Annotated in this window: 23 protein-coding genes and 1 tRNA gene; 16 read left to right on the top strand and 8 right to left on the bottom strand. The window is 72.8% G+C overall.

What is annotated here, in order from left to right; all coding sequences use genetic code 11:
• Window positions 1-299 precede the first annotated feature (299 nt).
• The 5 genes from ACWH95_RS01450 (at window position 300) to ACWH95_RS01430 (ending at window position 6,180) form a co-directional block, all read left to right on the top strand.
• Window positions 300-1,280: a glycosyltransferase family 2 protein gene (locus tag ACWH95_RS01450; protein ID WP_247637678.1), complete on the top strand. Its 981-nt coding sequence runs from the start codon at window positions 300-302 to the stop codon at window positions 1,278-1,280.
• The gene (locus ACWH95_RS01445) at window positions 1,277-2,644 is read left to right on the top strand and encodes a polysialyltransferase family glycosyltransferase (protein WP_378802736.1); all 1,368 of its coding nucleotides are present in this window, start codon (window positions 1,277-1,279) and stop codon (window positions 2,642-2,644) included. The genes ACWH95_RS01450 and ACWH95_RS01445 overlap by 4 nt, the downstream gene beginning before the upstream one ends.
• Before the next feature lie 5 nt (window positions 2,645-2,649).
• A complete protein-coding gene (locus ACWH95_RS01440; RefSeq protein WP_378802735.1) occupies window positions 2,650-3,819 on the top strand; it encodes a cytidylyltransferase domain-containing protein in 1,170 nt (389 codons plus the stop codon).
• Window positions 3,820-3,910: 91 nt separating this feature from the next.
• Window positions 3,911-4,783, top strand: coding sequence for an N-acetylneuraminate synthase family protein (locus ACWH95_RS01435; protein ID WP_136028661.1), 873 nt, complete (start codon window positions 3,911-3,913; stop codon window positions 4,781-4,783).
• Entirely contained in the window at window positions 4,780-6,180 is a 1,401-nt protein-coding gene (locus ACWH95_RS01430; RefSeq protein WP_136028662.1) for a DUF6716 putative glycosyltransferase, read from the top strand. The genes ACWH95_RS01435 and ACWH95_RS01430 overlap by 4 nt, the downstream gene beginning before the upstream one ends.
• Window positions 6,181-6,211: 31 nt before the next feature.
• Here ACWH95_RS01430 and ACWH95_RS01425 read toward each other — a convergent pair whose 3' ends face one another.
• From ACWH95_RS01425 to ACWH95_RS01415, 3 genes are all read right to left on the bottom strand, one after another.
• The gene (locus ACWH95_RS01425; protein ID WP_378802734.1) at window positions 6,212-7,078 is read right to left on the bottom strand and encodes an SDR family oxidoreductase; all 867 of its coding nucleotides are present in this window, start codon (window positions 7,076-7,078) and stop codon (window positions 6,212-6,214) included.
• A 160-nt stretch (window positions 7,079-7,238) separates the two neighbouring features.
• Complete coding sequence (locus ACWH95_RS01420) at window positions 7,239-8,018, bottom strand: ABC transporter permease (RefSeq protein ID WP_136028664.1); 780 nt, start codon at window positions 8,016-8,018, stop codon at window positions 7,239-7,241.
• Entirely contained in the window at window positions 8,015-9,052 is a 1,038-nt protein-coding gene (locus ACWH95_RS01415) for an ABC transporter ATP-binding protein (RefSeq protein WP_247637675.1), read from the bottom strand. Before ACWH95_RS01415 ends, ACWH95_RS01420 begins: the two co-directional genes overlap by 4 nt.
• A 62-nt stretch (window positions 9,053-9,114) precedes the next feature.
• Between ACWH95_RS01415 and ACWH95_RS01410 the strand changes: the two genes are divergently transcribed.
• The 3 genes from ACWH95_RS01410 to arfB all read left to right on the top strand — a co-directional run bounded on the left by ACWH95_RS01410 (window position 9,115) and on the right by arfB (window position 10,733).
• The gene (locus tag ACWH95_RS01410; protein ID WP_206252849.1) at window positions 9,115-10,107 is read left to right on the top strand and encodes a helix-turn-helix transcriptional regulator; all 993 of its coding nucleotides are present in this window, start codon (window positions 9,115-9,117) and stop codon (window positions 10,105-10,107) included.
• A 59-nt stretch (window positions 10,108-10,166) separates the two neighbouring features.
• Window positions 10,167-10,242, top strand: a tRNA-Met gene (locus ACWH95_RS01405).
• 50 nt (window positions 10,243-10,292) lie between these two features.
• A complete protein-coding gene (gene arfB / locus ACWH95_RS01400; protein ID WP_378802733.1) occupies window positions 10,293-10,733 on the top strand; it encodes an alternative ribosome rescue aminoacyl-tRNA hydrolase ArfB in 441 nt (146 codons plus the stop codon).
• Window positions 10,734-10,742: 9 nt separating this feature from the next.
• On the opposite strand, the gene ACWH95_RS01395 is transcribed toward arfB, so the two are convergent.
• Window positions 10,743-11,357 carry a TetR/AcrR family transcriptional regulator gene (locus ACWH95_RS01395; protein WP_136028668.1) on the bottom strand — a complete coding sequence of 205 codons (615 nt, stop codon included), beginning with the start codon at window positions 11,355-11,357 and terminating at the stop codon, window positions 10,743-10,745.
• Window positions 11,358-11,426: 69 nt separating this feature from the next.
• Here ACWH95_RS01395 and ACWH95_RS01390 point away from each other — a divergent pair, with 69 nt between their 5' ends.
• Entirely contained in the window at window positions 11,427-12,707 is a 1,281-nt protein-coding gene (locus ACWH95_RS01390) for an MFS transporter (RefSeq protein ID WP_240744482.1), read from the top strand.
• Window positions 12,708-12,749: 42 nt separating this feature from the next.
• On the opposite strand, the gene ACWH95_RS01385 is transcribed toward ACWH95_RS01390, so the two are convergent.
• The 3 genes from ACWH95_RS01385 to ACWH95_RS01375 form a co-directional block, all read right to left on the bottom strand.
• Complete coding sequence (locus tag ACWH95_RS01385) at window positions 12,750-14,828, bottom strand: bifunctional lysylphosphatidylglycerol flippase/synthetase MprF (protein ID WP_454120024.1); 2,079 nt, start codon at window positions 14,826-14,828, stop codon at window positions 12,750-12,752.
• A 67-nt stretch (window positions 14,829-14,895) separates the two neighbouring features.
• Window positions 14,896-15,549, bottom strand: coding sequence for a DsbA family protein (locus ACWH95_RS01380; RefSeq protein WP_378802730.1), 654 nt, complete (start codon window positions 15,547-15,549; stop codon window positions 14,896-14,898).
• Window positions 15,550-15,616: 67 nt separating this feature from the next.
• On the bottom strand, window positions 15,617-16,057 hold the full coding sequence (locus ACWH95_RS01375) for a hypothetical protein (protein ID WP_378802729.1): 441 nt from the start codon (window positions 16,055-16,057) through the stop codon (window positions 15,617-15,619).
• 74 nt (window positions 16,058-16,131) lie between these two features.
• Between ACWH95_RS01375 and ACWH95_RS01370 the strand changes: the two genes are divergently transcribed.
• From ACWH95_RS01370 to ACWH95_RS01360, 3 genes are read left to right on the top strand one after another with little or no spacing between them, the layout of a single operon-like run.
• A complete protein-coding gene (locus tag ACWH95_RS01370; protein WP_136028489.1) occupies window positions 16,132-16,482 on the top strand; it encodes a PLD nuclease N-terminal domain-containing protein in 351 nt (116 codons plus the stop codon).
• Window positions 16,479-18,143: a 2-succinyl-5-enolpyruvyl-6-hydroxy-3-cyclohexene-1-carboxylic-acid synthase gene (gene menD / locus ACWH95_RS01365; RefSeq protein ID WP_378802728.1), complete on the top strand. Its 1,665-nt coding sequence runs from the start codon at window positions 16,479-16,481 to the stop codon at window positions 18,141-18,143. Before ACWH95_RS01370 ends, menD begins: the two co-directional genes overlap by 4 nt.
• Window positions 18,144-18,159: 16 nt before the next feature.
• Window positions 18,160-19,002 (top strand): polyphosphate kinase 2 family protein, encoded by an 843-nt coding sequence (locus ACWH95_RS01360; RefSeq protein ID WP_206252856.1) that lies wholly within the window; start codon window positions 18,160-18,162, stop codon window positions 19,000-19,002.
• Window positions 19,003-19,017: 15 nt separating this feature from the next.
• Here the strand turns inward: ACWH95_RS01360 and ACWH95_RS01355 are convergent, their stop codons facing one another.
• Entirely contained in the window at window positions 19,018-20,271 is a 1,254-nt protein-coding gene (locus tag ACWH95_RS01355) for an isochorismate synthase (RefSeq protein ID WP_378802726.1), read from the bottom strand.
• A gap of 54 nt (window positions 20,272-20,325) precedes the next feature.
• On the opposite strand from ACWH95_RS01355, the gene ACWH95_RS01350 reads away from it, so the two are divergent.
• Genes ACWH95_RS01350 through ACWH95_RS01335 form a run of 4 tightly spaced genes read left to right on the top strand, consistent with a single transcriptional unit; the run spans window position 20,326 to window position 24,140 of the window.
• Window positions 20,326-20,889, top strand: a complete 564-nt coding sequence (locus tag ACWH95_RS01350) for a DUF402 domain-containing protein (protein WP_454120023.1) — start codon at window positions 20,326-20,328, stop codon at window positions 20,887-20,889.
• Window positions 20,886-21,605 carry a class I SAM-dependent methyltransferase gene (locus ACWH95_RS01345; RefSeq protein WP_136028849.1) on the top strand — a complete coding sequence of 240 codons (720 nt, stop codon included), beginning with the start codon at window positions 20,886-20,888 and terminating at the stop codon, window positions 21,603-21,605. The genes ACWH95_RS01350 and ACWH95_RS01345 overlap by 4 nt, the downstream gene beginning before the upstream one ends.
• A gap of 43 nt (window positions 21,606-21,648) precedes the next feature.
• Window positions 21,649-22,710, top strand: a complete 1,062-nt coding sequence (locus tag ACWH95_RS01340) for a polyprenyl synthetase family protein (protein ID WP_136028851.1) — start codon at window positions 21,649-21,651, stop codon at window positions 22,708-22,710.
• Between the two features lie 56 nt (window positions 22,711-22,766).
• Window positions 22,767-24,140 carry an FAD-dependent oxidoreductase gene (locus ACWH95_RS01335; RefSeq protein ID WP_378802724.1) on the top strand — a complete coding sequence of 458 codons (1,374 nt, stop codon included), beginning with the start codon at window positions 22,767-22,769 and terminating at the stop codon, window positions 24,138-24,140.
• Window positions 24,141-24,158 lie beyond the last annotated feature (18 nt).

Genomic DNA, 24,158 nt, shown 5'->3' with positions numbered 1-24,158 from the left:
AGGTATGTATCATGTTACGTGTTGAGTGTTGATCTTCATGGAGTCGCTCTCGACGCACACCCCTCGGCCCGCTGGTGGGGGCCAGTAAACCGCGGGGTGGGCCGGCACCGCACGGTGTCGGTTTCCCGGGTGCTCGCACCCGGCAGTGCAACGCACTGGGGGTGTGGTTCGTTCGGGTGCGGACCACACCTCAGCGTTGTGCCTGCCGCGCCTCGCGTCACCCGCCGTTCACCGTGACGTCGCCGACCGGACACGCGCGACTGCGACGATCTCCGCACACCGCCCACCCCGGGAGTTCCGTGCGCACGCCCCTCGTCACCGTCATTCTTCCCGCGAAGGACGCCGGACCCTACATCGGGACGACCCTCGAGACCCTCACCCGGCAGTTCGACGACCCGCACGATCTGCAGCTCGTGGCGATCGACGACGGCTCCCGCGACGACACGCGCGCTCTCATGCAGCACTACGCCGACCGGTTCCCGCGCGCCAGGGTGGTGCACAACCCGACGCCGCGCGGCCTGGCGAGCGCCCGCAACCAGGGTCTCGCGCTCGTCGAGGGCGAGACGTTCTGCTTCCTTGACGGCGACGACTGGTTGCAGCCGCGGCGGCTGGCCGTGCTGGCCTCTCGCCTGCGCGCGCTGCGCTGCGACTTCGTCCGCACCGATCACGTGACCGTCACCGGCACCCGCCGCACGCTGGTGCGCGCGCCGTTCCCCTGGCGCGAGACCGTCGCCCCGCCGCGGAGCGCCATCCTGCCCGCCGACGAGCCGACCATGGTCGACTACCCGTACGCGTGGGCCGGGCTGTTCCACCGCCGCCTCCTCGACCGGGGCCTGGCCGGGTTCCCGCCCGGACTGTTCACCGCGGAGGACCGGCCGTGGATCTGGCGGCTGCACCTGGAGGCCTCGTCGTTCGCGGTCGTCGACGCCCCGGCACTGCTCTACCGCCGCGGCGTCGCGGGCTCGCTCACCCAGATCGCCGACCGGCGGCAGCTCGACTTCGCCGAGGCCCTGTCCCAGGTCGTCGCCCTGGCGCAGCGCGACCGCGACGCCGAGCGCTTCCTGCCCAAGGCCGTGTGGACCGCGCTCGCGCTCAGCTCGCACCACCTGGTGCGCTCGCGGCGCATGTCGCCGCCGGTGCGCGCGGAGATGCGGTCGCGCATCCGCGAGCTGCTCCGCGGTCTCCCCGCGCCGGAGGTCGCCGCGGTGGTCGAGCGGCTCGACGCGCCCCGGCGCCGCGTGCTCGCGCGCACGCTCCGACGTGCGGGGCACACGCCGTGACGCGGGTCTTCGCGCTGCACAGCGCCTACGGTCTCGCGACCGCCGTCGCCGCGATCGACAGCGGCCTCCTCGATGGGCCGACCGCCGCGCGCCCCGAGCAGGTGCTGGTGCCGTTCACCTCGTCGCGCGTCCCCGAGCTCGCGGTCGGCATCGACGCCGACCCGGCCCTGAGTCGGCTGCGCGCCCGGTTCGACCGCATCGAGCCGCTGGGAGACCTCCTCGGCCCGCTGCACCCCAGCGCGTGGGAGCCCCCGGAGGGCGAACTGCCCGTGCTCGGTCGGCTGATCGCCCGGGCCTGGGGCATCGACCCCCGCGACCTGGAGCTGTGCGTGCAGAGCCCGCAGGTCGCTCCGGCGCGGACGCTGTTCGGGCTGTTCCCCGACGCGCGTCTCACGATCGTGGGCGACGGCCTCATGACGTATGCGCCGATGCGGGTGCGGCTGCCGCACACCGTGACGGCACGGATCGGCCGTGTGGTCTACGCCGACGTCGTGCCCGGCGTGCGTCCGCTCGTCGCGTCGCCGACCGCCGAGACGGTGCCGGTGCCGCCCGCGGCCTTCGCGGCGGCGCTGCGCGAGACCGCGACGCCGGAGGTGCCGACGGTGCCGGCGGACCCGGAGCCGGGACCGTCCACCGTGCTGGTGCTCGGGCAGTACCTGTCGGCGCTCGAACTGCAGACACCGGCGCAGGAGATCGCGCTGCAGCAGAGCCTGGTCGACCGGGCGGCTGCGTGGGAGCCGCAGCGCATCGTGTTCAAGCCCCATCCGGCGGCGCCACCCCTGCTCACCGATGCCGTCCGTGCCAGGGCGCAGTCGCTCGGCATGGCGTTCGAGGAGCACCGCGGCACGGGGCCCGCGGAACTGGCGGCCGAACGCCTCGATGCGCGAGCCGTGGTCGCGGCGTTCTCCACCGCGCTGCCGACCGTGCACACGGTGTTCGGCCGCGACATCGGTGCCGCCGGGACCGCGGACCTGCTCGGCACGCTCGCTCCGTTCGAGAACAGCAACCGCATCCCGCTCACGATCGTCGACGCCCTCACCCGCACCGACGCCGCGCGCCCGGAGCCGCCCGAGCTGCAGCGCCTCGTCGATGCGGTCGGCTATGCCATGCAGCCGCTCGTCGCCGAGCACCTGCGAGAGCGCGCGGAGGAGTTCCTGCGCGACCTCGACGACGACGAGCGCCGCCGGTACTTCTCGGCGGAACGCCTCACGCAGCTGCGGTTGCCCGGCGCCGCGCCCGCGACCCTGCGACAGCGCCTGCGGCACCCCGCGGGCGGCATCGGGCGGATCGAGGAGTGGCGGCTGACGGCGATCGGGGCACGGCGTCGCGCCGGTCGCGCGTGGCGGGAGATCCGGGGAGGATGACGAGCATGCAGCAGACAGACGAGGGAGCGCCGCGGACGGTGGCGATCATCCCGGCGCGCGGCGGGTCGAAGCAGATTCCGCGCAAGAACCTGGAGCGCGTGGGCGGGGTGCCGCTCGTGGCCAGGGCCGTGCACGCGGCAACGGCCGCCGCGGGCATCGACGCGGTCGTGGTCTCCACCGACGACGACGAGATCGCGGCGGTCGCGGAGGCCGCGGGCGCGCGCATCGTCCGGCGCCCCGCGGAGCTGTCGGGCGACACCGCGTCGTCCGAGGCGGCGATCCTCCACGCGCTCGACGAGCTCGAGCGCCGGGGAGAGTCGTTCGCGGTCGTCGCGTTCGTGCAGGCCACGTCGCCCTTCGTGCCGAGCGTGGAGCTGTCCGCCGCCGTCGACGCGGTGCGGAAGGGCACGGCCGACAGCGCGTTCGCGGCCGTCGAGACGTACGGCTTCCTGTGGCGCACGGGGCCCGACGGGGAGGCGGAGGCGCTCAACCACGACGCGAGCCACCGTCCACGGCGCCAGGACCGCGAGCCGCATCACCTCGAGACCGGGGCGTTCTACGTGTTCCGGGCGGACGGGTTCCGCCGCAGCCGGCACCGCTTCTTCGGTCGCACCCGCATCATCGCGGTGCCCGAGTGGAGCGCGATCGAGATCGACGACGCGGAGCAGCTCGCGGCGGCGCGGGCTCTGGCGGCCCTGCGCGAGACTCCCGCGCGGATCCCGGTGCGCGCGGTGGTCACCGACTTCGACGGCGTCCACACCGACGACACCGCGATCGTCGACGCCGACGGAGGGGAGCGGGTACGGGTGAGCCGGGAGGACGGCATGGGCGTCGCGCTGCTGCGCCGCGCCGGCGTGCCGATGCTGATCCTCTCCACCGAGGTCAACCCGGTCGTGCGGGCGAGGGCCGACAAGCTGCGCGTCCCCGTGCTGCACGGCATCGACGACAAGGAGGACGCGCTGCGGCGGTGGGCGCAGGAGCAGGGCATGCCGCTCGCCGACATCGCGTACCTCGGCAACGACGTGAACGACCTCCCGGCGATGCGCATCGTCGGGTGGCCGGTCGCCGTCGCCGACGCGCATCCCCTCGTGCGGGCCGAGGCCAGGGTCGTGCTGCACCGCCGCGGGGGAGACGGTGCGGTCAGGGAGCTCGTCGAACGCGTGTTGTCGAGCTGACCGCCCCCGGTAACCCTCCGGTCGAGGGCCGTTCACCCGCGGCGCGTACTCAGGAAGGACGGCGGCAACCCGCTCGACGACCGGAGGAACCATGACTGTCAGCATCGGCTCGCGTGTGATCGGCGGCGGCCGTCCGGCCTACGTCATCGCGGAGATCGGCCTCAACCACAACGGCGACGTGGACATCGCCAAGCGACTGATCGACGTCGCGGCGCGGGCGGGGGCCGACGCGGTCAAGTTCCAGAAGCGCACCCCCGAGATCTCCACGCCGGAGCACATGCGCGATGTACCGCGGGAGACGCCGTGGGGTGTCATGAGCTATCTCGACTACCGGCGCCGGGTCGAGTTCGGCCGCGACGAGTACGTCGAGATCGGCGACCACGCCACGCTGCTCGGGCTGGACTGGTTCGCGTCGCCGTGGGATGTGCCGAGCGTGGCGTTCCTGGAGGAACTGAACGTCGTGGCGCACAAGGTCGCCTCCGCGAGCCTGACCGACACCGAGCTGCTGACCGCGCTGCGCGAGACGGGCAAGCCCGTGATCCTCTCCACCGGCATGTCCACGATCGAGCAGATCGACCGCGCCCTCGACACCCTCGGCACCGACCGGGTCGTGCTGATGCACGCGACCTCGACGTATCCGCTGGAGCCGGAGGAGGCGAACCTGCGGGTCATCGCGACCCTCCGCGACCGCTACCCCGGCATCCCCGTCGGATACTCGGGCCACGAGCGCGGCCTGCAGATCTCGCTCGCCGCGGTCGCGATGGGCGCCGTCGCGGTCGAACGGCACATCACGCTCGACCGGACGATGTGGGGCTCCGACCACGCCGCGTCGCTGGAGCCGACCGGACTCGAGCACCTGGTGCGCGACATCCGGGTGATCGAGCGGGCGGTGGGCGACGGCGTGAAGCGCGTGTTCGACAGCGAGCGCGCCCCCATGGCCAAGCTGCGTCGCGTGCCGGCATGACCGACGCCTCCGGGCTGCGCGTGGTCGCGGTCGCCGATGCCGACTCGTTCGTGAAGTGGTCTGCCTCGCTGCTCGGCGCGGTGCCCGGTCTGCGCCCGCAGCTGCTGCTGGTGCGCACGCCCCTCACGGTGAGCGCGGAGCAGGAGCGCGCGGCGCGGGAGGGCACCGGGGTCGCGGCGACAGATGTCACCCGGCTCGACCTCGCGCAGGTGGCGGCGTGGCTGGACCGGCAGCGGCCCGACGCGGTGCTGCTCGCCGGTCGCGGGCCGTTCGTGCGGCTGCTCGGAGGCGTGATCGACTCGCTCGCGCACCGGCCCGTCGTCGTGTCGGGGCTGCCCGGTATGGCGATCCCGGCGCAGCGCGGGGCCCTGGAGTACCGGCGTCACACCGACCTGCTGATCGTGCACTCCCACCGCGAGGTCAGGGCGTTCGCCGAGCTGGGGGAGCGGATCGGGGTGCCGGTGCCGCTGGCGCTCGCGACCCTTCCGTTCGCACGGGGCCCGTACGGCGGCCGGAGGCGGGCGGAGCGTGCCGAGGCGCGGATCCTCGCCGGAGGGGCGCCGCGGGCCGCCCTCGCCGACCGCCCGACGGAGCCGGTGGCCGACGCGGAGCCGCGACCGGGTGCCACGGACGTCGTCTTCGCCGCCCAGGCGCTGGTGCCCGCGGATCGCGCGGCGAGGGCCGACATCGCGGCCCTGCTGGTGCGCACCGCCGAGGCCGACCCCGACCGGCGTGTGGTGGTGAAGCTGCGTGCGCGACAGGGCGAGGCGGAGACCCACCTCGACCGCGAGCCCTACACCGGGCTCTTCGGGGCCGCGCGGCCGCGGAACCTCGTGTTCTCGCACGCCCCGATGGACACGGCGCTGGAGACGGCGGCCGGGCTGGTCACCGTGAGCTCGACGGCCGCCGTGGAGGCGCTGGCGCACGGGGTGCCGGTCATCGCGCTCGACCGCTTCGGGGTGAGCAAGAGCCTGCTCAACACGGTGTTCGTCGGCAGCGGGCTGCTGGGCGGGGCGGGCGAGGTCGTGGCCGGACGCTTCCGGCGCCCGCACCCGGCCTGGCTGTGCGACAACTATTTCCACCCCGCCGCCGAGTCGGACTGGTGGGACCGGGTGCAGGAGCTGGTCGCGCTGCGCCGAGCGGGCGCGCTGCCTCCGCGCCGGGTGCCCGCCGCGCGCGGGGGTGCGCTGCACGAGGCCTGGCACCGGGCGAGTGTGCTCGGACGGGAGGACCGCAGCATCTCCGGACGGCTCGCGCTCGCGGTCGGAGCCCCGGCGGTGCGGCTGCTGTCCGGCGTCCGCGCTCGCCGCAGTCCGGAGGGCGCCTCCACGTGGGCGGACCCGTCCACGGACTACACGCTCGAGCCGAACCCGTTCGCCGACTCGCTGCGTCGCTGAGCCCCGGCTCGTCCGCCCGGGTCGTGGTGCGTCAGAGGCGGCGCCAGTCGTGGCTCTCGACCGCGGCGCCGGCCTGCGGGCCCATCTGCAGCATGCCGCCGTCGATCACGACCGAGGCCCCGGAGATGTAGGCGGCTTCGGGCGAGGCCAGGAAGGCGATCAGCGCGGCCACCTCGCGCGCGTCCCCTGGTCGTCCGAGCGGGATGCCGGGGCGGTCCTCCGTGTGCGGGTCGGTGTCGGTCTGCCCGGTCATGGGTGTGGCGATCTCGCCGGGGGCCACGCTCACCGCGCTGATGCCGTGCGCACCGAGTTCGAGCGCCAGGTTCTTCATGAGGCCGCCGAGCCCGTGCTTCGCGGCGTCGTACGCGCTCGCCCCGACCATCGGCTGATGCTCGTGCACGCTGGTGACCGCGATCAGCCGGCCACCGCGTCCGGCCGCGACCATGGCCCGCGCCGCCCGTTGCAGGCACACGAACGCGCCGGTGAGGTCGGTGTCGACCACGCGGTTCCACTCGTCGAGGGTCACGTCGAGGAACGGGGTCTGCAGTCCCGCTCCGGCGTTGTTGACGAACACGTCCACCCCGCCGAGCTCGGCGATCAGGCCGTCGACCGCGTCGCCGCACGCGGGGATGTCCGCCACGTCGAGTCGGGCGACCACGGCCCTGGCGCCGTGGCTGCGCACCTCCTCCGCGGTCTCCTGGGCGCCGGCCTCGTCGCCGTGCCAGGTGATGCCCACGTCGATGCCGGCCGCGGCGAGGGCGACCGCGGTCGCGCGGCCGATGCCCGAGTCCGCGCCGGTCACGATCGCGCGTCGGGCCTCGGCTTCCAGGCGCGCCTGGGGCTCCCCGGACTCCAGGCCCGTGGTCGGCGTCTTGTCGTTGTGCTGCGATTCGGACATGCGGCCCTCCTGCTGCTCGTGGTCGTGCGGGCGACGATACGAGGGCCGAGGGAGCACGGTCGATGCGCTTGACGGCGGCGGGTGGCGGCGCTAGCGACCCGATGCCCCGCGGCGGTGGCCCCGCAGACGCGAGGCCGCCGCCGCGGGCGTCGAGCGCGGGTCAGTTGCTGCGGCGGATGGCGCGCACGCCCACCACGAGGCCGACCGTGGCCACCGCGAGTGCGGCGATCCAGCCCCACAGCACGGTGAGGTCGCCCAGGTCCCCGGCGAACAGCGCCCGCTCCGCCTGCACGACCCAGTTCACCGGGTTGACCGTCGCGACCGCGCGCATCCAGTCCGGCGCGGCGTCGAGCGGCAGCAGCATCCCCGACAGGATCAGCAGCGGGAAGATGAGCGACTGCTGCACGCCCCAGAACAGCCACTCCCGGTCTTTGGTCGCGAGCGCGAGCGAGTACGAGAGCGAGCCGAGGCCCACCCCGAACACGGCGAGCAGCGCGAGGCCGATCAGCAGGCCCGGCACGTCGACCGCGAACCCGAACGGCCATGCGATCAGGACGATCACGAGGGCCTGCACCACGATCGGCGCGATCTCCTTCAGCGCGCGGCCGACGAGGAGGGACGACCGGGCGAGCGGGGCGACGAGGGTGCGCTCGTGCGAGCCGGTCATCATCTCGTACTGGAGGTTCGACCCGGTGGCGCCGGTGCCGAACAGCACGATCATCACCAGCACACCCGGCACGAACCACGACAGGGTCTCGCCCGCGGGCTGTCCGGACTGGCCGATCAGCAGCGGGGCGAACAGCCCGAGGAACACCAGGGGCTGCAGCAGGCTGAAGATCAGGGTGAACGGGTCCCGCACCACGGGCTTGAGCTCCCGCGTCAGCACGTGGCGGGTGTCGCGTGCGAGGTTCGGGCGCACGAGCGTGTCGGTGGTGGTCATGAGAGGACTCCTGTCGTGGTCGGGGTGGAGGCGGGCGTGGGCTCGTCCGTGGACTCGGGGGATCCTGCACCCTCGCCCGCATCGCGCAGGGTGCGTCCGGTGAGGGCGAGGAACACGTCGTCGAGTGTGGGCGGCACTCCGGTCGCGCGCTGCACGACGATGCCCGCGGCGTCGAGCTCCCGCACGACAACGGGCAGCAGCCGGTCGCCGTCGGGCACCGCGAGGGAGAGGGAGGCGTCATCCCGCACGACCTCGGCCGGGCTCCGTCGGGCGACCACGGTGCGCGCCCGCTCGGCCTCCGCGGCGTCGGCGAACCCGAACGTGAGCACGTCGCCCGCGAGGGTGGCCTTGAGCGAGGCCGCGTCGTCGTCCGCGATGATGCGGCCCTTGTCCATCACCATGACCCGCTCGGCGTAGCGATCGGCCTCCTCCAGGTAGTGCGTGGTGAGGAAGACCGTGGTGCCGTGCTGTGTGCGCAGGTCGAGGATGTGCTCCCACAGGTTCGCGCGGCTCTGCGGGTCGAGCCCCGTGGAGGGCTCGTCGAGGAACAGCAGGGGTGGTGCGTGCATGAGCCCGAGGGCGATGTCGAGCCGGCGCTTCTGCCCGCCGCTGAGCTGCTGCACGGTGCGGCCCGCGAACGACGACAGGTCGAGCGAGTCGATGAGCTCGTCCGCCCTCCGCACGCTGTCGCGCTTCGTCAGGCCGTAGAAGGCGCCCTGGCTGAGCAGTTCGTCGCGCACGCGCTGGGAGAAGCTGCCGCTCGTGAGCTGACCGACGTAGCCGATGCGCGCGCGGACGCCCGCGGCGTCGGTGCGGATGTCGTGCCCGACCACGCGCGCGCTGCCGGCCGACGGCGGGATCAGGGTGGTGAGCATGCGGAGGGTCGTCGACTTGCCGGCGCCGTTCGGGCCGAGGAATGCGACGAGCTCACCCCGCACGGCGCTGAAGGAGACGTCGGTGACCGCGTGCACCGGCGCCTTTTTGACGGTGAAGGTCTTGGTCAGGCCTTCGGTCTCGATGAGGGTTTCGTTCATGGAAGCGAGCGTAGAAAGCAACGCGGACACATCCTGTCCGCATCGTCTGCCAATCTGAGGTCATGTCCGACACCACCGCCCGCGCCCTCGCCCTGCTCAACCTGCTGCAGACGCACCGGCACTGGCCGGGCACGGAGCTCGCCTCGCGACTGGGCGTCACCGAGCGCACCGTCCGCCGCGACGTCGACCGCCTGCGCGAGCTGGGCTATCGCGTCGAGTCCACGCCGGGATCGGCCGGCGGCTACCGGCTGGAGGCGGGGAGCGCCGTGCCGCCGCTGCTGCTGACCGACGACGAGGCGGTCACGATGGCGATCGGCCTGCGGGTCGCCGCCACGCAGCAGATCGTCGGTGGCGCGGAGGTGACGCTGACCGCGCTGGCGAAGCTGGAGCAGGTGCTGCCCTCGGCGCTGCGGCAGCGGGTGAACGCGCTCGCCGCGGCGGTGCAGCCCCCGCGGATCGGCGCGGGACCGGTGGTGTCGCCCGTGGTCATCGGCGAGATCGCGCTCGCCACGCGCGACCACGAGCGGCTGCGGCTGCGCTACGTCGACGGGCAGGGGGAGGAGAGCGTGCGGCGCGTGGAGCCGCATGCCCTCGCCCCGGCCGGACGCAAGTGGTTCCTCCTGTGCTGGGACCTCGACCGCGAGGACTGGCGCACGTTCCGCGTCGACCGCATCACGTCCGTCGAGCACACCAGGGTGCTGTTCGCGCGGCGCGAGCTCAGTGCGCAGGAGATCGAGGAGCGGGTGCTGATCGCGGCGTCGTGGTCGCCGCAGAAGATCGAGACCGACGCGGTGATGGAGCTGCCGCTGGCGGAGATGCAGGAGCGGTTCGGGCCGTGGGGACAGGGCGCCACGGCGGAGGGACCCGACCGCACGCGCTGGCCCTTCGGCGGCGCGGACTGGCGGGAGGCGATGTACGGACTGCTCTGGATCCCCGCGGGCGTCGAGTACACCACGAGCTTCCCCGAGCCGCACCGTGCGGAGCTGCGCGAGGCGGTCGAGCGACTGCTGCGGGCGCTGGACGCTCCGGCGCCCGCGTCATCCGCGGACTCATAGGGTCATCCCAGGGAACGACCCTGGCGGGGAACATCACGGCCAGGTAACGTCAGTGCCATCGCGGCGATCCGGGCGGTCCCGGGCCCCGGCTCATATCCGGAGGCGTTGCGGGTTCGACTCCCGCCGTCGCGTCCACTCCCTGAGGCGTTCACGTCCGCGTCCACGACATGGCGCATGATGGACGGATGCCCACCGCCCCTCGACCCGGACTCCGCGTCACGGCCGGTCTCACGATCCCCGACGCCGAGCTGTCGTGGCGCTTCTCGCGCTCCTCCGGCCCCGGGGGACAGGGGGTGAACACGGCGGACTCGCGCGTGGAGCTGGTGTGGGACGCCGCGGGTTCCGCGGTCCTGTCGCCGGTGCAGCGCGAGCGGATCCTGGAGCGGCTGCGGGGACGGCTCGTCGGCGGGGTGCTGACGATCGCGGCGTCCGAGCATCGGGCGCAGCTGCGCAACCGGGAGGCCGCACGCGAACGCCTGGCCGCCCTGGTGGCGGAGGCCCTGCGTCCGCCCGCCCCGCCGCGCCGCGCGACGAAGCCGAGCCGCGGCTCGAGGGCGCGTCGGCTCACGGCCAAGCACCGCCGCACCGACGTCAAGAGCCTGCGGCGTCGTCCGCGCGAGGAGTGAGGGAGCCGCTCAGCCGGAGTCGCGGGTGAGCCGCTTCTCGACGGGGCCCCAGCCCTCCTCCAGCACGGTGAATCCGGCCTCGAGGATGTCGCGCTGGTCGTCGCTCTCGGTCACGAGGATCTGCATCTGCAGGATGAACCGGGAGTACACGCGGATCTCCGCCGTGGGGGCGGTGAGCCCGAGCTCCTCGGCGATCGCGTCGGCGAGGGCGTCTTCGTGCCGCAGCCACATCTTCGCCGCGTAGTCGCGCAGGGCCGGCGTCTCGTTGAGGAAGCGCAGGAAGGTGCGGGCGACGTCGTCTCCGTGCTCGTCGAGGTTGGCGCCGATCTCGGCGGCGTAGAAGTCATGGATCGCGCGGTTGATGGTGACGCCGGTCCTGCGGTCGCGCACGGCGGCGACGAGGCGGTCGCGCTGCTCGTCGTCCTCGTCGAAGACGAGCGCCTCCTTCTGGGGGAAGTGGGCGAAGACGGTGGTCGGGGAGACGTCGGCGGCGTCGGCGACCTCGCGGATGCTGACGTTGTCGAAGCCGCGCTCGAGGAACATCCTCGTCGCGACGTCGGAGATGTTCTTGCGGGTCGCGGCCTTCTTGCGCTCGCGGCGGCCGAGGGGCGCGGGGGTGGTCATGAGAGCCAGGCTACCGCGCTCGGTACAAAAGTGGCTTGACACCAAAACTGGTATCGCTACACTTTCGGTATGACTTCACCCATCTCCTCGGTCCGTGGTGCCACCCGCGCCTGGATCATGCTCATCGTGCTGACGATGCTCACCGTCATCGGCATGACGGTGGTGCTCCCCGTGCTGCCGTTCGTCGTGCTGCAGTACGTCTCGCACGAGCGCGACCTGGCCCTCTGGGTCGGCGTGCTGGAAGCGGTCAACGGCCTGTGCGCCTTCCTCGTCGCGCCTTTCCTCGGCCGGCTCTCCGACCGGTTCGGCCGACGGCCCGTCATCATCGCCGCCGCCTTCGGTGCCGCGTTCTCCATGGCCCTGTTCGGCATCGGCGGAGCGCTCTGGGTGCTCGTGCTCGCCCGTGTCATCCAGGGGCTGACGGCGGGCGACCTGCCCGCGCTGTTCGCCTACCTCGCCGACATCACCCCGCCGGAGAAGCGTGCACAGCGCTTCGGCCTGCTCGGAGCGCTGACCGGCATCGGCACCATGATCGGCCCGGCCGTCGGCGGGCTCCTCGCGGCGATCGACCTGCGCCTGCCCGTGTTCCTCACCGCCGCCGTCGCCCTGGTGATCGCGATCCTCAGCATCTCCCTGCTGCCGGAGAGCCTGAAGCCCGAGAACCGCATCCCGCGGATCACGCTGCGCGCCGTGCAGCCGTTCGCGGTGTTCCGCGAGGCGTTCGGTCGCCGGGAGCTGCGCGGCCTGATGATCGCGTTCGGCCTGCTCGCGCTGCCGTTCGGCTTCTTCGTCAACAACTTCAGCATCCTCGCGCTCGACGCCATCCAGTGGGGGCCGACGCAGATCGGGCTCCTCACAGCGGGCGTGGGGATCGTCGACATCCTCATCCAGGGCGTGCTGCTGGCCATCCTGCTTCCGCGGATGGGGGAGCGCGGCGTGATCCTCAGCGGCATCGTCGCCCAGGCGATCGGCCTGGCCGGTCTCGCGGTCGTCGCGACGCTGATCGCCCAGCCGTGGCTGTTCATCGTCGGCGCGCTGCTGCTCGCCGCCGGACAGGGAGCCGCGCAGGCCGCCATGGACGGCGCGATGTCCAACGCCGTCGGCGACGACGAGCAGGGCTGGCTCGGTGGCGCCACCCAGTCGCTCAACGCCGCGATGGGCACGGTCGCGCCGCTGATCGCCGCGGCCCTCTACACCGCCGTGAGCCACGCCGCCCCCTACTGGCTCGGGGTCGGGCTCATGGCCGTCGCGGGGATCGTCGTGGCACGCGCCCACATCGCGAACACCGCGAAGCGCCCGCGCCCCGCACCCTCCGGCCCGGCGCCCGCGGAGCTCGTGGCCGCCGAGTGACAGCTCCGCGGGGTGCCCCGGTGATGCGGTGCACCCCGCGGCTCAGTCCTTCCCGCCTCCGCGGACGAGTTCCAGCCCGGCACCGGCGAACTGCCGCAGCGTGGCATCCGGCAGGAACGCCCGCGTCAACGCGCCGCCGATCCGGGTGAGGTCGCTCTCGTCGCGGAACAGCAGGTACATGGTCTCGTAGCGCGGGTGGAACTTCTGCTTGAACCGGTGCAGCGAACCGAACCCGTACACGGGTTCCAGAGCCTCCGCGAGCCGGTCGCTGAGCGCCGCGATCATGCCCGCGTCCGGCGGGTAGTCGTGCGCGAGCGGAGCCCCGGAGAGCGACATGATCTGCGCGCCCTCGTCGGAGAACTGCTTCGCGGACGACCCGATGAGGTACTCCATGACGGGGCCGAATCCGCCCTCCCTGCGGCGCATCAGGTCGAGCGTCCACCCCCGCACGACGCCGCCCTCGCCGTAGATGGGCAGCCAGGAGAGGAAGCCGTCGACGTCGCCGTTGGGGGCGATGGCGAGGGCGAGCCGTACCTCCGGATCCTCCGCCTCCTCGAGGGTGCCGAGTGTGAAGCGCATCTCGGGGAGGTCCTTGTCGCCGACCCAGGCCTCGGAGATCGCCCGCAGCTGCTGCTGCACCCCCCAGGGCTCCTCCTTCAGATGCGTCATCCGGAACGTCATGTCCTCGCGTCCTGCCTTGTTGAGGGAGGTGCGCACGGAGTTCCAGCGCTTTCCGGTGAACTCCAGGCCCGGCAGGTCGACGATCGTGTCGTCCGCCACGACCAGGCTCCGCCAGGTCTCCGGCACCGCGGCCCGCGTGGCCTCGTCGGCGCTGAAGAAGCAGGGGATGAGCCCGGCGCCCTCCGCCGCGCGGATGAAGTCCCGCACCGCATCGGTGCGGCGTTCGCGCGGCCCGATCGGATCCGCCAGTGCCAGTGCCACGCTGTTGCGCCGCTGATACGCGACGATGCCGCCGTCCACGCGCGCGAACGCGTTGCCCTCCCAGGTGGTCATCCACGACAGGGTGCCGCCGCCGTGGGTCTTCAGCTCCTTCTCCAGGTCGGCGAGCGTGGGTGCCGGCTGCGCGCCGAGCTTCGACCGCCGTCGGGCTCGGAACGCCCGCCGCACCACGATCAGGTAGACGAGGATCAGCAGCCAGAGCACGCCGCTGGCGAGGGCGAGCTCGGTCTCGCCGTCGATCTGCAGTTCGAGCTGTGCCTCGCTGGTCAGGATGATCAGCGCCAGGATGAGCGCACCGGAGAGCACGTTGAGGCTGGCGAGGATGATCGCGAGCACCCACGCCCATCGCCGACCGCGACGCAGCCCGTTCGCGATGAGCAGGATGACGGCCGCGTCGAGCGCGGTGTCCAGGAATCCGCCGGAGACGGGTGCGGTGGGGCCGAAGGGGCCGTCGGTCGGGACCAGGACGGTGATGACCTCGGTCGCCAGCAGGAGCAGCACGGCCATGACCGCGATGAGGCGCTGCTCGCGGACCGTCGTGTGCCGCACGCGCAGGCTGCGGTCCACCGCGAGGATCAGCAGCACCGCCAGCAGATGCTCGAGGTCGGCGACCTTGCCCCAGAACATCATCGCGATGAAGACGAACCCGAGGAGGATGAGCCAGCCGCGTACCCGCCACGGGGGACGGAACAGGCCGACGGCTGCAGCGATGCAGGCCATCGTGCCCCCGGACGCGCCCACGTCGAGCGCGCGCGCCTGCTCCGCCGCCCACGCCCACTCGAACTGCGACAGCAGCAGGAGCAGCAGCGCGGTGGCGAAGATCGCGAAGAGCTGTCCCACCACGTAGTAGGCGATCGCGACGCGGCTTCCGCGACGGAACTCCAGGTACCCCATGCCCCAGAAGCCGGCGATCGTGAACAGGTATACCCACGGCTGGTTGACGAAGAACGTGCCGGTGACCGGCGTCCACCATTTGCCGTCCGACAGGTTGGGCAGGCCGTACGCGACCGAGGGGAACAGCTCCGAATCCTCGAACGGCCGCCACAGTCCCTGTGAGACGACGCCGACGACCAGGATCAGGCCCACCATCGTGAGGGTCGCCGGGATGCGCCGGGCGACGGTGATCAGGGGGCGCGCGGGAGCGGAGGCATCCTCGGACATGCGCTCAGCGTAGCGACGGGTCCCCCCGGCCGGCGGGACCCGGCCGGGGTATTCCGCTGCCGCCGGGTCAGTCCGCGACGGCCTTCGCGATCGCGTCCTCCAGATCGCCCCAGGCCGTCAGCTCGAGCATCTCGCCGTCGACGAAGAACGTGGGGGTGCTCGTGACGCCGAGTCGCTCGCCGTCACGCTTGTCCTGCTCCACCCGCGCGAGCGTGGCGGGGTCGGCGATGGCCTCGTCGTACGCCGCGAGATCGAGGCCCAGCTCCTGGGCGAACGCGCGGAACACCTCCGGGGTCTCCTCGGGCTGCTCGCCCCAGTTCGCCTGCGTCGCGAACAGGTGGTGGTACATGTCCTCGAAGCGGCCCTGCTGCGCGGCGGCCTCGGCGGCGAGGGCGGCCTGTGTCGAGTTGACGTGGCCGGGGAGCGGGAAGTAGCGCGCGACGTAGCGGATGTCGCCGTCGTACGTGTCGCGGAGCTCCTCGACGATCGGATAGAAGGCGCCGCACGCCTCGCATTCGAAGTCGAGGAACTCGACGACCGTGACGGCGCCGGGACCGCCCTCGTCGAGCACGTGCGAATCGGTGCGGACGGTCGGCTGGCGCTGGCCCGCGTCGGGGTCGGGCTCGTCGGCGCGCTGGGTGATGGCCCAGACGATGGCGACGATCAGCAGGACGACGGCGACGGCGATGGCGATCAGGGTCGCCTTGACAGGGGTTCTCACGGGGTTCTCCAGACAGGGGTACGACGGATGGGGGTGCCGCGGGCGCGGCGCGGAGTCGTCGTACGGCTCAGGTCCGGGAGAGGGACAGTTGTGCGAGGGAGGGGGCGAGCCGGCGCGGGCGGGGCGTCGCGCGCAGCGGCGGGGTCGTGCGGGGTGTCCGGCCGAGCGGCGTGCCGGGTCCGCGGAGCATGCGGCGGCCGAGGAGCAGCACCAGGGTGAGGCAGCACAGCGCCGCCGCGGTGCAGGCGACCGCGGCCATTCCGGTCGAGTCCTCTGGGGCGGCCACGGCGACGGCGGCGGCGACGGGGGCGCCGTCCGTGGTCTCCGCCTCCGCGGCGGAGGTCCCGGCGGCGAGGCACAGGGTCGCGTGGCTGTCGCCGGGGCCGTGCGCGGTGGACCAGGCGCCGACGACGAGGAGGAGCGCGAGGCCGACGGCGGTGACGACCCTGGCGAGCAGGATCCGCTCGGCGCGCGCTCGCGGGCTCCGGGTGGTCGCGAGAGGCGGCATGACCCGCGCAGTCTAGCAACGGGGCCTTTGCCTCTCCGGGGCCCCGCCCGCGCGGACACGCCTACACTGGAAGGGTGGCGAGACTACTCATCATCGGCGGCTTCCTCGCCGCCGTGTTCTGGGTGTTCAGCATCGTCGACTGCGCCGTGCAGCCGCCGACGCGGCACCGGGGTGTGCCCAAGGCCGCCTGGATCGCCATCGTCGTCCTGATCCCGGTCATCGGCGGCATCCTCTGGTTCGTGATCGGCCGTCGTCGCGCGAACGATCAGGGTGTGCAGCGCACGCTCGCCCCGGATGACGATCCGGCGTTCCTGCGCAGCATCAGCAAGGCCGAGCAGGACGCCCGGATCCGCCGTCTGGAGGAGGAGCTCGCCCGCCTCGACGAGGAGACCGACGAGCCGCCCACCGCGGATCCGCGCCCGTGACGTCGTCGCCCGCGTCGGACGCCGCGGCGTCCCTGTTCGCCGAGCTCGTGGCGAACGGCGTGCGCGACGTGGTGCTGTCGCCGGGGTCGCGCTCGCAGGCCCTCGCACTCGCTGCGGCGCGACTGTCCGACGACGGGGTGCTGCGGCTGCACGTGCGCATCGATGAACGCGTCGCCGGTTTCACCGCCCTGGGCATCGCACGCGAGACGGGCGTGCCCGCCGCGGTCGTGTGCACGAGCGGGACGGCGGTCGCGAACCTCCTGCCCGCCACGATGGAGGCGTTTCACGCGGGGGTGCCGTTGTTGCTGCTCACGGCCGACCGTCCGCCGGAGCTGCGCGGTGTCGGCGCCAACCAGGCCACCGTCCAGCCGGGGCTGTTCGACCCGTGGGTGCGCGCCACGGTCGACGCCCCGGTGCCGGGCGACGGCGACTGGCGGGGTCTGGCGGCCGAGGCCGTCGCCGCGGCCGTGGGCGTCGCCGACACCGCAGCCGTCCCGGGCGTCGCCGGCCCCGTGCACCTGAACCTGCCGTCGCGCGAGCCGCTGTCCGGGGCGATGCCCCCGGTCGACGTGCGCGACGGCGCGGCACCGGTCGCCGCCGTGTCCGAGCCGGTCGTGCTGCCGCGCGGTCCGCGCACGGTCGTGCTCGCGGGCGCCGACGCGGGTGCCGCCGCGGAGGAGCTCGCCCACACGGCGGACTGGCCGCTGATCGCCGAGGTCGTGAGCGGCGCGCGGTTCGGGCGTCGCCTCGTGCACGGCTACCGTCGGCTGCTCTCCCGCGACGACCTCGGCGGCCGCATCGAGCGTGTCGTCGTGTTCGGCCATCCCACGCTGAGCCGTGAGGCCGCGCGGCTGCTGTCGCGCCACGACGTGGAGGTCGTGGCGGTGCGCCGCGGCGGGGAGGAGCTCGACCTCAACCACCGCACGCGCGCGGTCGCGGCGGTCACGGTGGCCCCGGGGGAGCCCGACCGCGAGTGGCTCGGGCAGTGGATGCGGGCGTCGGCTGCCGAGGCCGTCGACCTGAGCGAGCAGGCGCCCGACGCCGATGCCCTCGCGTCCACCGACCTCGCCGCCCGGCGCGACGCCGTCCGCGCGGAGCTCGACGCCGTCCGCCGCCCGCTCGACCGCGAGCGGCTGGTCGACGCGGTGTGGCGGGCCACGTGGCCGCACGACCGCCTCGTGTTCGGGTCGTCCCGGCTCGTGCGCGTGGCCGACGAGGTCCTGGCGGGCAAGAAGGTCCCGGTGCACGCCAACCGCGGGCTCGCGGGCATCGACGGCACGATCGCCACCGCCACCGGTATCGCGGTCGCGAGTCAGGCCGCCGGCGCCCCCGGGATCACGCGGGTGCTGCTGGGTGATCTCGCGTTCCTGCACGACGTCGGGGCGCTGCTGCTGCCGCCCGGAGAGCAGGAGCCGCGGCTGCAGGTGATCGTCGGCAACGACGGCGGCGGCACGATCTTCGACGGGCTCGAGGTGGCGTCGTCGGCGCCGTCCGCGCATCTCGACCGGGTCTTCTACACCCCGCATGGCGTGCGCCTGGAGCATCTCGCGCTGGCGTACGGGTGGGAGTATCAGCGCGTCACGACCCGGACGGCGCTGGATCAGGCCCTCACGTCCCCGCACGGCGGACGTCAGATCATCGAGGTGCCGCTGGCGCGGTGACTGGCAGGATGTGCGTATGAACGCGCACACCTGGACTCAGAACCTGCGGGTGGGGCCCGGCTTCCGCCTCGCCGATGTCGATCCGGACGCCACGCCGGGGTACGACCACGGCAAGTCGCGCGGGAGGGAGGACCTCGCCGCCGGGCTGGAGCGGTTGAACGACCTGCAGGAGCGTCTGTTCGCGCAGAGTCGGGTCGGCACGGCGCAGGACGCGGTGCTTCTGGTGCTGCAGGCGATGGACTCGGCGGGCAAGGGCGGCATCGTCCGGCACGTGGTCGGCGGTGTGGATCCGCAGGGCGTCGCGCTCGCCGCGTTCAAGGCCCCGACCGAGGAGGAGCGGCGGCACGACTTCCTGTGGCGCGTCGAGAAGCGCCTCCCGGAGCCCGGCTTCATCGGGGTGTTCGACCGTTCGCACTACGAGGACGTGCTGATCGGGCGGGTGCGGCAGCTCGCCGATGCCGCGGAGATCGAGCGCCGCTACGACGCGATCACCGCGTTCGAGGAGCGGGTCGCGGCCTCCGGCGTCCGCATCGTCAAGGTGATGCTGCACATCTCGCCCGAGGAGCAGAAGGCGCGACTCATGGAGCGGCTGGAGCGTCCGGACAAGCACTGGAAGTACAACCCGGGCGACGTGGACGAGCGGATGCTGTGGCCGCAGTACATGCAGGCCTACCAGACGGTGTTCGACCGCACCTCGACCGACGCGGCGCCGTGGTACGTGGTGCCGGCGAACGCCAAGTGGTACGCGCGGCTCGCGGTGCAGGAGCTGCTGCTCGCGGCGCTGCAGGACATCGACCCGCAGTGGCCCGTCGCCGACTTCGACGTGGAGGCGGAGAAGAGGCGGCTGGCCGCGAGCTGACCGGGGCTGTGGTCGTCAGGCCAGGGCGTCGACCAGGGGGCGGAACTTCACGCGGGTCTCCAGCAGTTCGCTCTCGGGATCGGATCCCGCCACGATCCCGGCGCCGGCGTAGGCGGTCACCGCGATCGCGCCTCCGGTCGCCGTGAACTGCGCGCACCGGAGCGCGATGGCCCACTCGCCGTTGCCGTCCGCGTCGACCCAGCCGACCGGTCCGGCGTAGCGCCCGCGGTCGAAGGGTTCCAGGTCGCGGATGGTGGAGACCGCCGCGGCCGAGGGCGTGCCGGCGACCGCCGCGGTCGGATGCAGCGCGCGCACGAGGTCGAGGGCCGATCTCCCCTCCTCGAGCTCGCCCTCCACATCGGTCGCGAGGTGGAACAGGTTCGGCAGCTTCAGGAGGAACGGCTGCTCGCTCGCGGCCAGCGCCCTGGTGTGCGGGCGGAGCTCCGTGAGCACGCTCTGCACCGCGTACTGGTGCTCGTCGAGGTCTTTGATGCTGGAGGCCAGGTGCGTCGACGCGGCCGTGTCGGCGTCGGCGTCGGCACCGCGGCCGATGGTGCCGGCGAGCACGCGCGCGGTGACGGTGCGGTCCTGCACGGTCACGAGGGTCTCCGGGCTCGCGCCGATGAGCCCGTCCACCGCGAACGCCCAGGTGTCGGGGTAGCCGGTCGCGAGGGCTCGCACGAGGCGCCGCAGATCGGACCCGGCGGGGACGGTGCCGCGCAGGTCGCGCGCGAGCACGACCTTGCTGAGCTCCCCGTCGGCGATGCGCTCGAGCGCGGCGCGGACCGCGTCCTGGTAGCCCTGGGGGCTCTGTGCGCCGGGGCCGACCGTACCGGCCCAGTGCGGACCGTACGGGCGGGTCTCGAGCGCTGTGGGTCGCGCGGTGTCCTCGGCCAGGCGGATCCGCGTCTCCCAGAACCGGTCGCCGTGGCGGCCGAGCACGCGGGAGGGGATCGTGAGCACGCTGTCGGCGGTGGACGACGGATCGAACGTGAAGGCGCCGAACGCCACGAGCCCGGTGCCCGGCAGCCCCAGGGGGTCGGTCACGTCGGCCTGGGCGGACAGCCCCCGCCAGAACGTCGCGAGGGCTTCGAGACGCGTCTGCCCCGGTTCGGCGGTCGGACGGATCTCGGCGAACGGCTCGCCGACCGCGACGATCCCGTCTCCACGGCGGAGCCAGGCGAGGGGGCGTGCGGGGTCGGCGTAGGCGAGGAGGTCTTCGACCGGGTCGATCTGTCGGGTCTCCACGACCAGGTGGGTGTGATGCACGTGTCCAGCCTAGGCCGCGGCGCCGGCGGCGATCCCGCGTCGTAGGGTGGGCGGATGAGCGACGCGCGCCCCGCACCCGGCACCGAGATGGTCTTCCAGTGGCGCAAGTGGGACGGGTCGCCGCACTGGCGGCACGAGTGCGTCTACCTGGGTGCCGATCACTGGGGCGACTGGGTCGGTCAGCCCGCCGGCTGGCACAGCGTCCGCCCGGGGGCGGAGTTCCACGCCGCGACGCCCAATGTGACGCTGGTCCCGCCGAGTCGCGACTTCGCCCTGACCGTGAACCGGCAGCACCCGCGCGGCCTGCGCATCTACATCGACCTGGGGTGGGAGGTGCAGTGGTCGGACGACCCGCTGCGTGCCGTCGGGATCGACATGGACCTCGACGTCGTGCGCGTGGAGGGGGAGCGCGGCACCTGGGTCGACGACCGCGACGAGTGGGCCGAGCACAGCGTCGTGTACGGGTATCCGGCCGACGTCATGACCCACCTGGAGGCGCTCGCGCTCGACCTGGAGGGGCGGGTGCGGGCGAGGGCCGCGCCGTTCGACGATGCCACCGCCGACGTCTGGCTCGACCGGCTGGAGGCGCTCGATCTCGCGCCTAGACTGAACGCGTGACCTCGAACGACAAGAACCGCGCCGACCTCGGCAAGGACCCCGCCCGCGTGAGCGGCATGTTCGACCAGGTCGCGGCGGGCTACGACCGCACGAACACCGCCATGACGTTCGGCAACGACGCCCTGTGGCGCGCGGCCACCACCCGGGCCGTGGCGCCGAAGCCGGGGGAGCGCATCCTCGACCTCGGGGCGGGCACCGCGTCGTCCTCGGCGTCCCTGGCCCGCAGCGGCGCGCAGGTCGTCGCGGCCGACTTCTCGCCGGGCATGCTCGCGGAGGGCCGACGTCGGCACGGAGCGATGCGCAACCTGTCCTTCGTGCAGGCCGATGCCACCGCCCTCCCGTTCGAGGATGGCGAGTTCGACGCGGTCACCATGTCGTACGCGCTGCGCAACGTGAACGACCCGAAGAAGGCCCTGCGCGAGCTCTACCGCGTGACCAAGCCCGGCGGACGCTTGGTGATCAACGAGTTCTCGACGCCGCCGGGCAAGCTGTTCCGCGGGGCGTACCGCTTCTACAACGCCCAGGTGCTCCCGCGGGTGGCCCGGGTGGCCGGGACGAACGGCGATGCGTACGACTATCTGAACGAGTCGATCCGCGAGTGGCCGGACCAGAAGCGGCTGTCCGCGTGGATCCGCGATGCCGGGTGGCAGGACGTCGCGTACCGCAACCTCTCGTTCGGGATCGTCGCCCTGCACCGCGCGCGCAAGCCCGCGTGAGCACGGCGCGAACCGCGGCATCCGACGCGGGTAGGCTGGGAGCGTGACTTCGAGCCCCCACCCCCCGGGTTCGCGACTGGCGAGCCGTCTCGGCTTCAGCGATCGCGTGTTCATCGGCCCCGCCGGACGCCGGGTGGCCCGCACGATCGAGGACGGGCTCGAGCTCGTGGAGACCGGGCTCGCCGATGACGTCCGCGTGGCCGATCCGCTGGCCGACGCTGCGAGCCGCTATCTGTACGAGGCCGGCGGCAAGCGCATCCGGCCCGTGCTCACGCTGCTCGCCGCGCAGCTGGGTGACGGCAACACCCCCGAGGTGATCGACGTCGCGAAGGCGCTGGAGATCACCCACCTCGGATCGCTGTATCACGACGACGTCATGGACGGCGCCGACCGCCGCCGCGGGGTGCCCGCTGCCCATGCGGTCTGGGGCAACAACATCGCCATCCTCACCGGCGACATCCTGTTCTCCCGGGCCAGCCAGCTCATGTCGCGGCTCGGCGAGCGGGCGATCCGTCTCCAGGCCGACACGTTCGAGCGCCTCGTCCTCGGACAGATGCACGAGACGCTCGGTCCGCAGCCCGATGACGATCCGATCGCGTTCTACATCCAGGTGCTGGCCGACAAGACCGGTTCGCTCATCGCCGCGGCGACGCAGGGGGGCGTGATCTTCTCGAACGCGCCGACCGAGTACGAGGAGCCGCTGCGGGTGTACGGCGAGAAGATCGGCGTCGCGTTCCAGCTGCTCGACGACGTGATCGACCTGTCGGCCAAGCCCGAGGAGACCGGCAAGGTGCCGGGCACCGACCTGCGCGCCGGCGTGCCGACCATGCCCTACCTGCTGCTCAAGGCGCAGAAGGATGCGACGGCCGAAGACCTGGCGGCCCGCATCGACGACGGCGTCGCGCTCATCGCGGACGGCGCCGACCCCGCGATCCTCGACGGCCCCCTGGACGAGCTGCGCGACCACCCGGTCACGCAGAAGACCCTCGAGCTCGCGCATGCGTGGACCCAGGAGGCGATCGACGCCCTCCGGCCGTTGCCGCGCGGCACCGTGCGCGAGGCATTGACCCGATTCGCCGAGACCCTCGCCGAGCGCTCGAGCTGACGCGACCCGCGGCTTCGCGCCGCGTGACGGCGGCGACGGCATACGAAAGGACCTCCATGACCAAGCTCCGACTGGCCATCGTCGGCGCCGGCCCCGCCGGTATCTACGCCGCGGACATCCTGCTGAAGGCCGAGCGCAAGTTCGACGTCTCGATCGACCTGTTCGAGCAGCTGCCGGCCCCCTACGGGTTGGTGCGGTACGGGGTCGCCCCGGACCACCCGCGCATCAAGGGCATCATCACGGCCCTCCGCGATGTGCTCGACCGCGGCGACATCCGCCTGTTCGGCAACGTGCGCTTCGGCGAGGACATCACGCTGGACGACCTCAAGCGGCACTATCACGCGGTGATCTTCGCGACGGGCGCGATCCGCGACACCTCCCTCGACATCCCGGGCATCGATGCGGTCGGATCGTACGGCGCCGCCGACTACGTGAGCTGGTTCGACGGCCACCCCGACGTGCCGCGCGAGTGGCCTCTCGACGCGGAGTCGGTCGCGGTGCTCGGCAACGGCAACGTGGCGCTCGACGTGTCGCGCATGCTGGCCAAGCACGCGGAGGACCTGCTGGTGACCGAGGTCCCGGAGAACGTGTACGAGGGGCTGAAGGCGAGCGCTGTCACCGACGTGCACGTGTTCGGTCGCCGCGGTCCGGCCCAGGTCAAGTTCACCCCGTTGGAGCTGCGCGAGCTCGGGGAGCTGCGCGACGTCGACATGGTCGTGTACGACGAGGACTTCGACTACGACGAGGCGGCGCGCGACGCGATCGCCAGCAACAAGCAGGTCATGGTGATCGACCGCATCCTGCAGTCGTGGCGCAAGCGCGACTCCGTCAACAACGCGGGGGGAACGGCCTCGCGCCGCCTGCACCTGCACTTCTGGGCGAAGCCGGTCGAGGTGCGCAAAGACGACCAGGGCCGCGTCGCCGCCCTGGTGTACGAGCGCACGAAGCCCGACGGGCAGGGTGGCGCGATCGGCACGGGCGAGCTCCGTGAGGTCCCGGTGCAGGCGCTGTACCGCGCGATCGGCTACTTCGGCTCCCCGCTCCCCGGTGTTCCGTTCGACAAGAAGCACGGCGTGATCCCGAACCGCGAGGGCCAGGTGCTGGCGAAGGACTCCAACGAGCGCGTGCCCGGCGTCTATACGACGGGATGGATCAAGCGCGGACCTGTCGGGCTCATCGGGCACACGAAGTCCGACGCCATGGAGACCGTGCGGCACGTCATCAACGACCAGGGCTCCTGGTGGCACCCGGAGGATCCGTCGGAGGAGGCCATCCCGGCGCTGCTGGCCGAACGCGGCGTCGCGTGGACCGACCTCGACGGGTGGCACCGCCTCGACGAGCACGAGATCGCGTTGGGCGCCCCGCACGAGCGCGCCCGCGTGAAGGTCGTGCCGCGCGAGGAGATGGTGCGGGTGTCGCGGGGCGAGTGACCCGCCCGGATCGCCGCA

The organism is Microbacterium sp. NPDC055502 (assembly GCF_053643635.1).
Note: the sequence above shows the minus strand (reverse complement) of the source record. Positions and strands in the feature narration are given on the sequence as shown.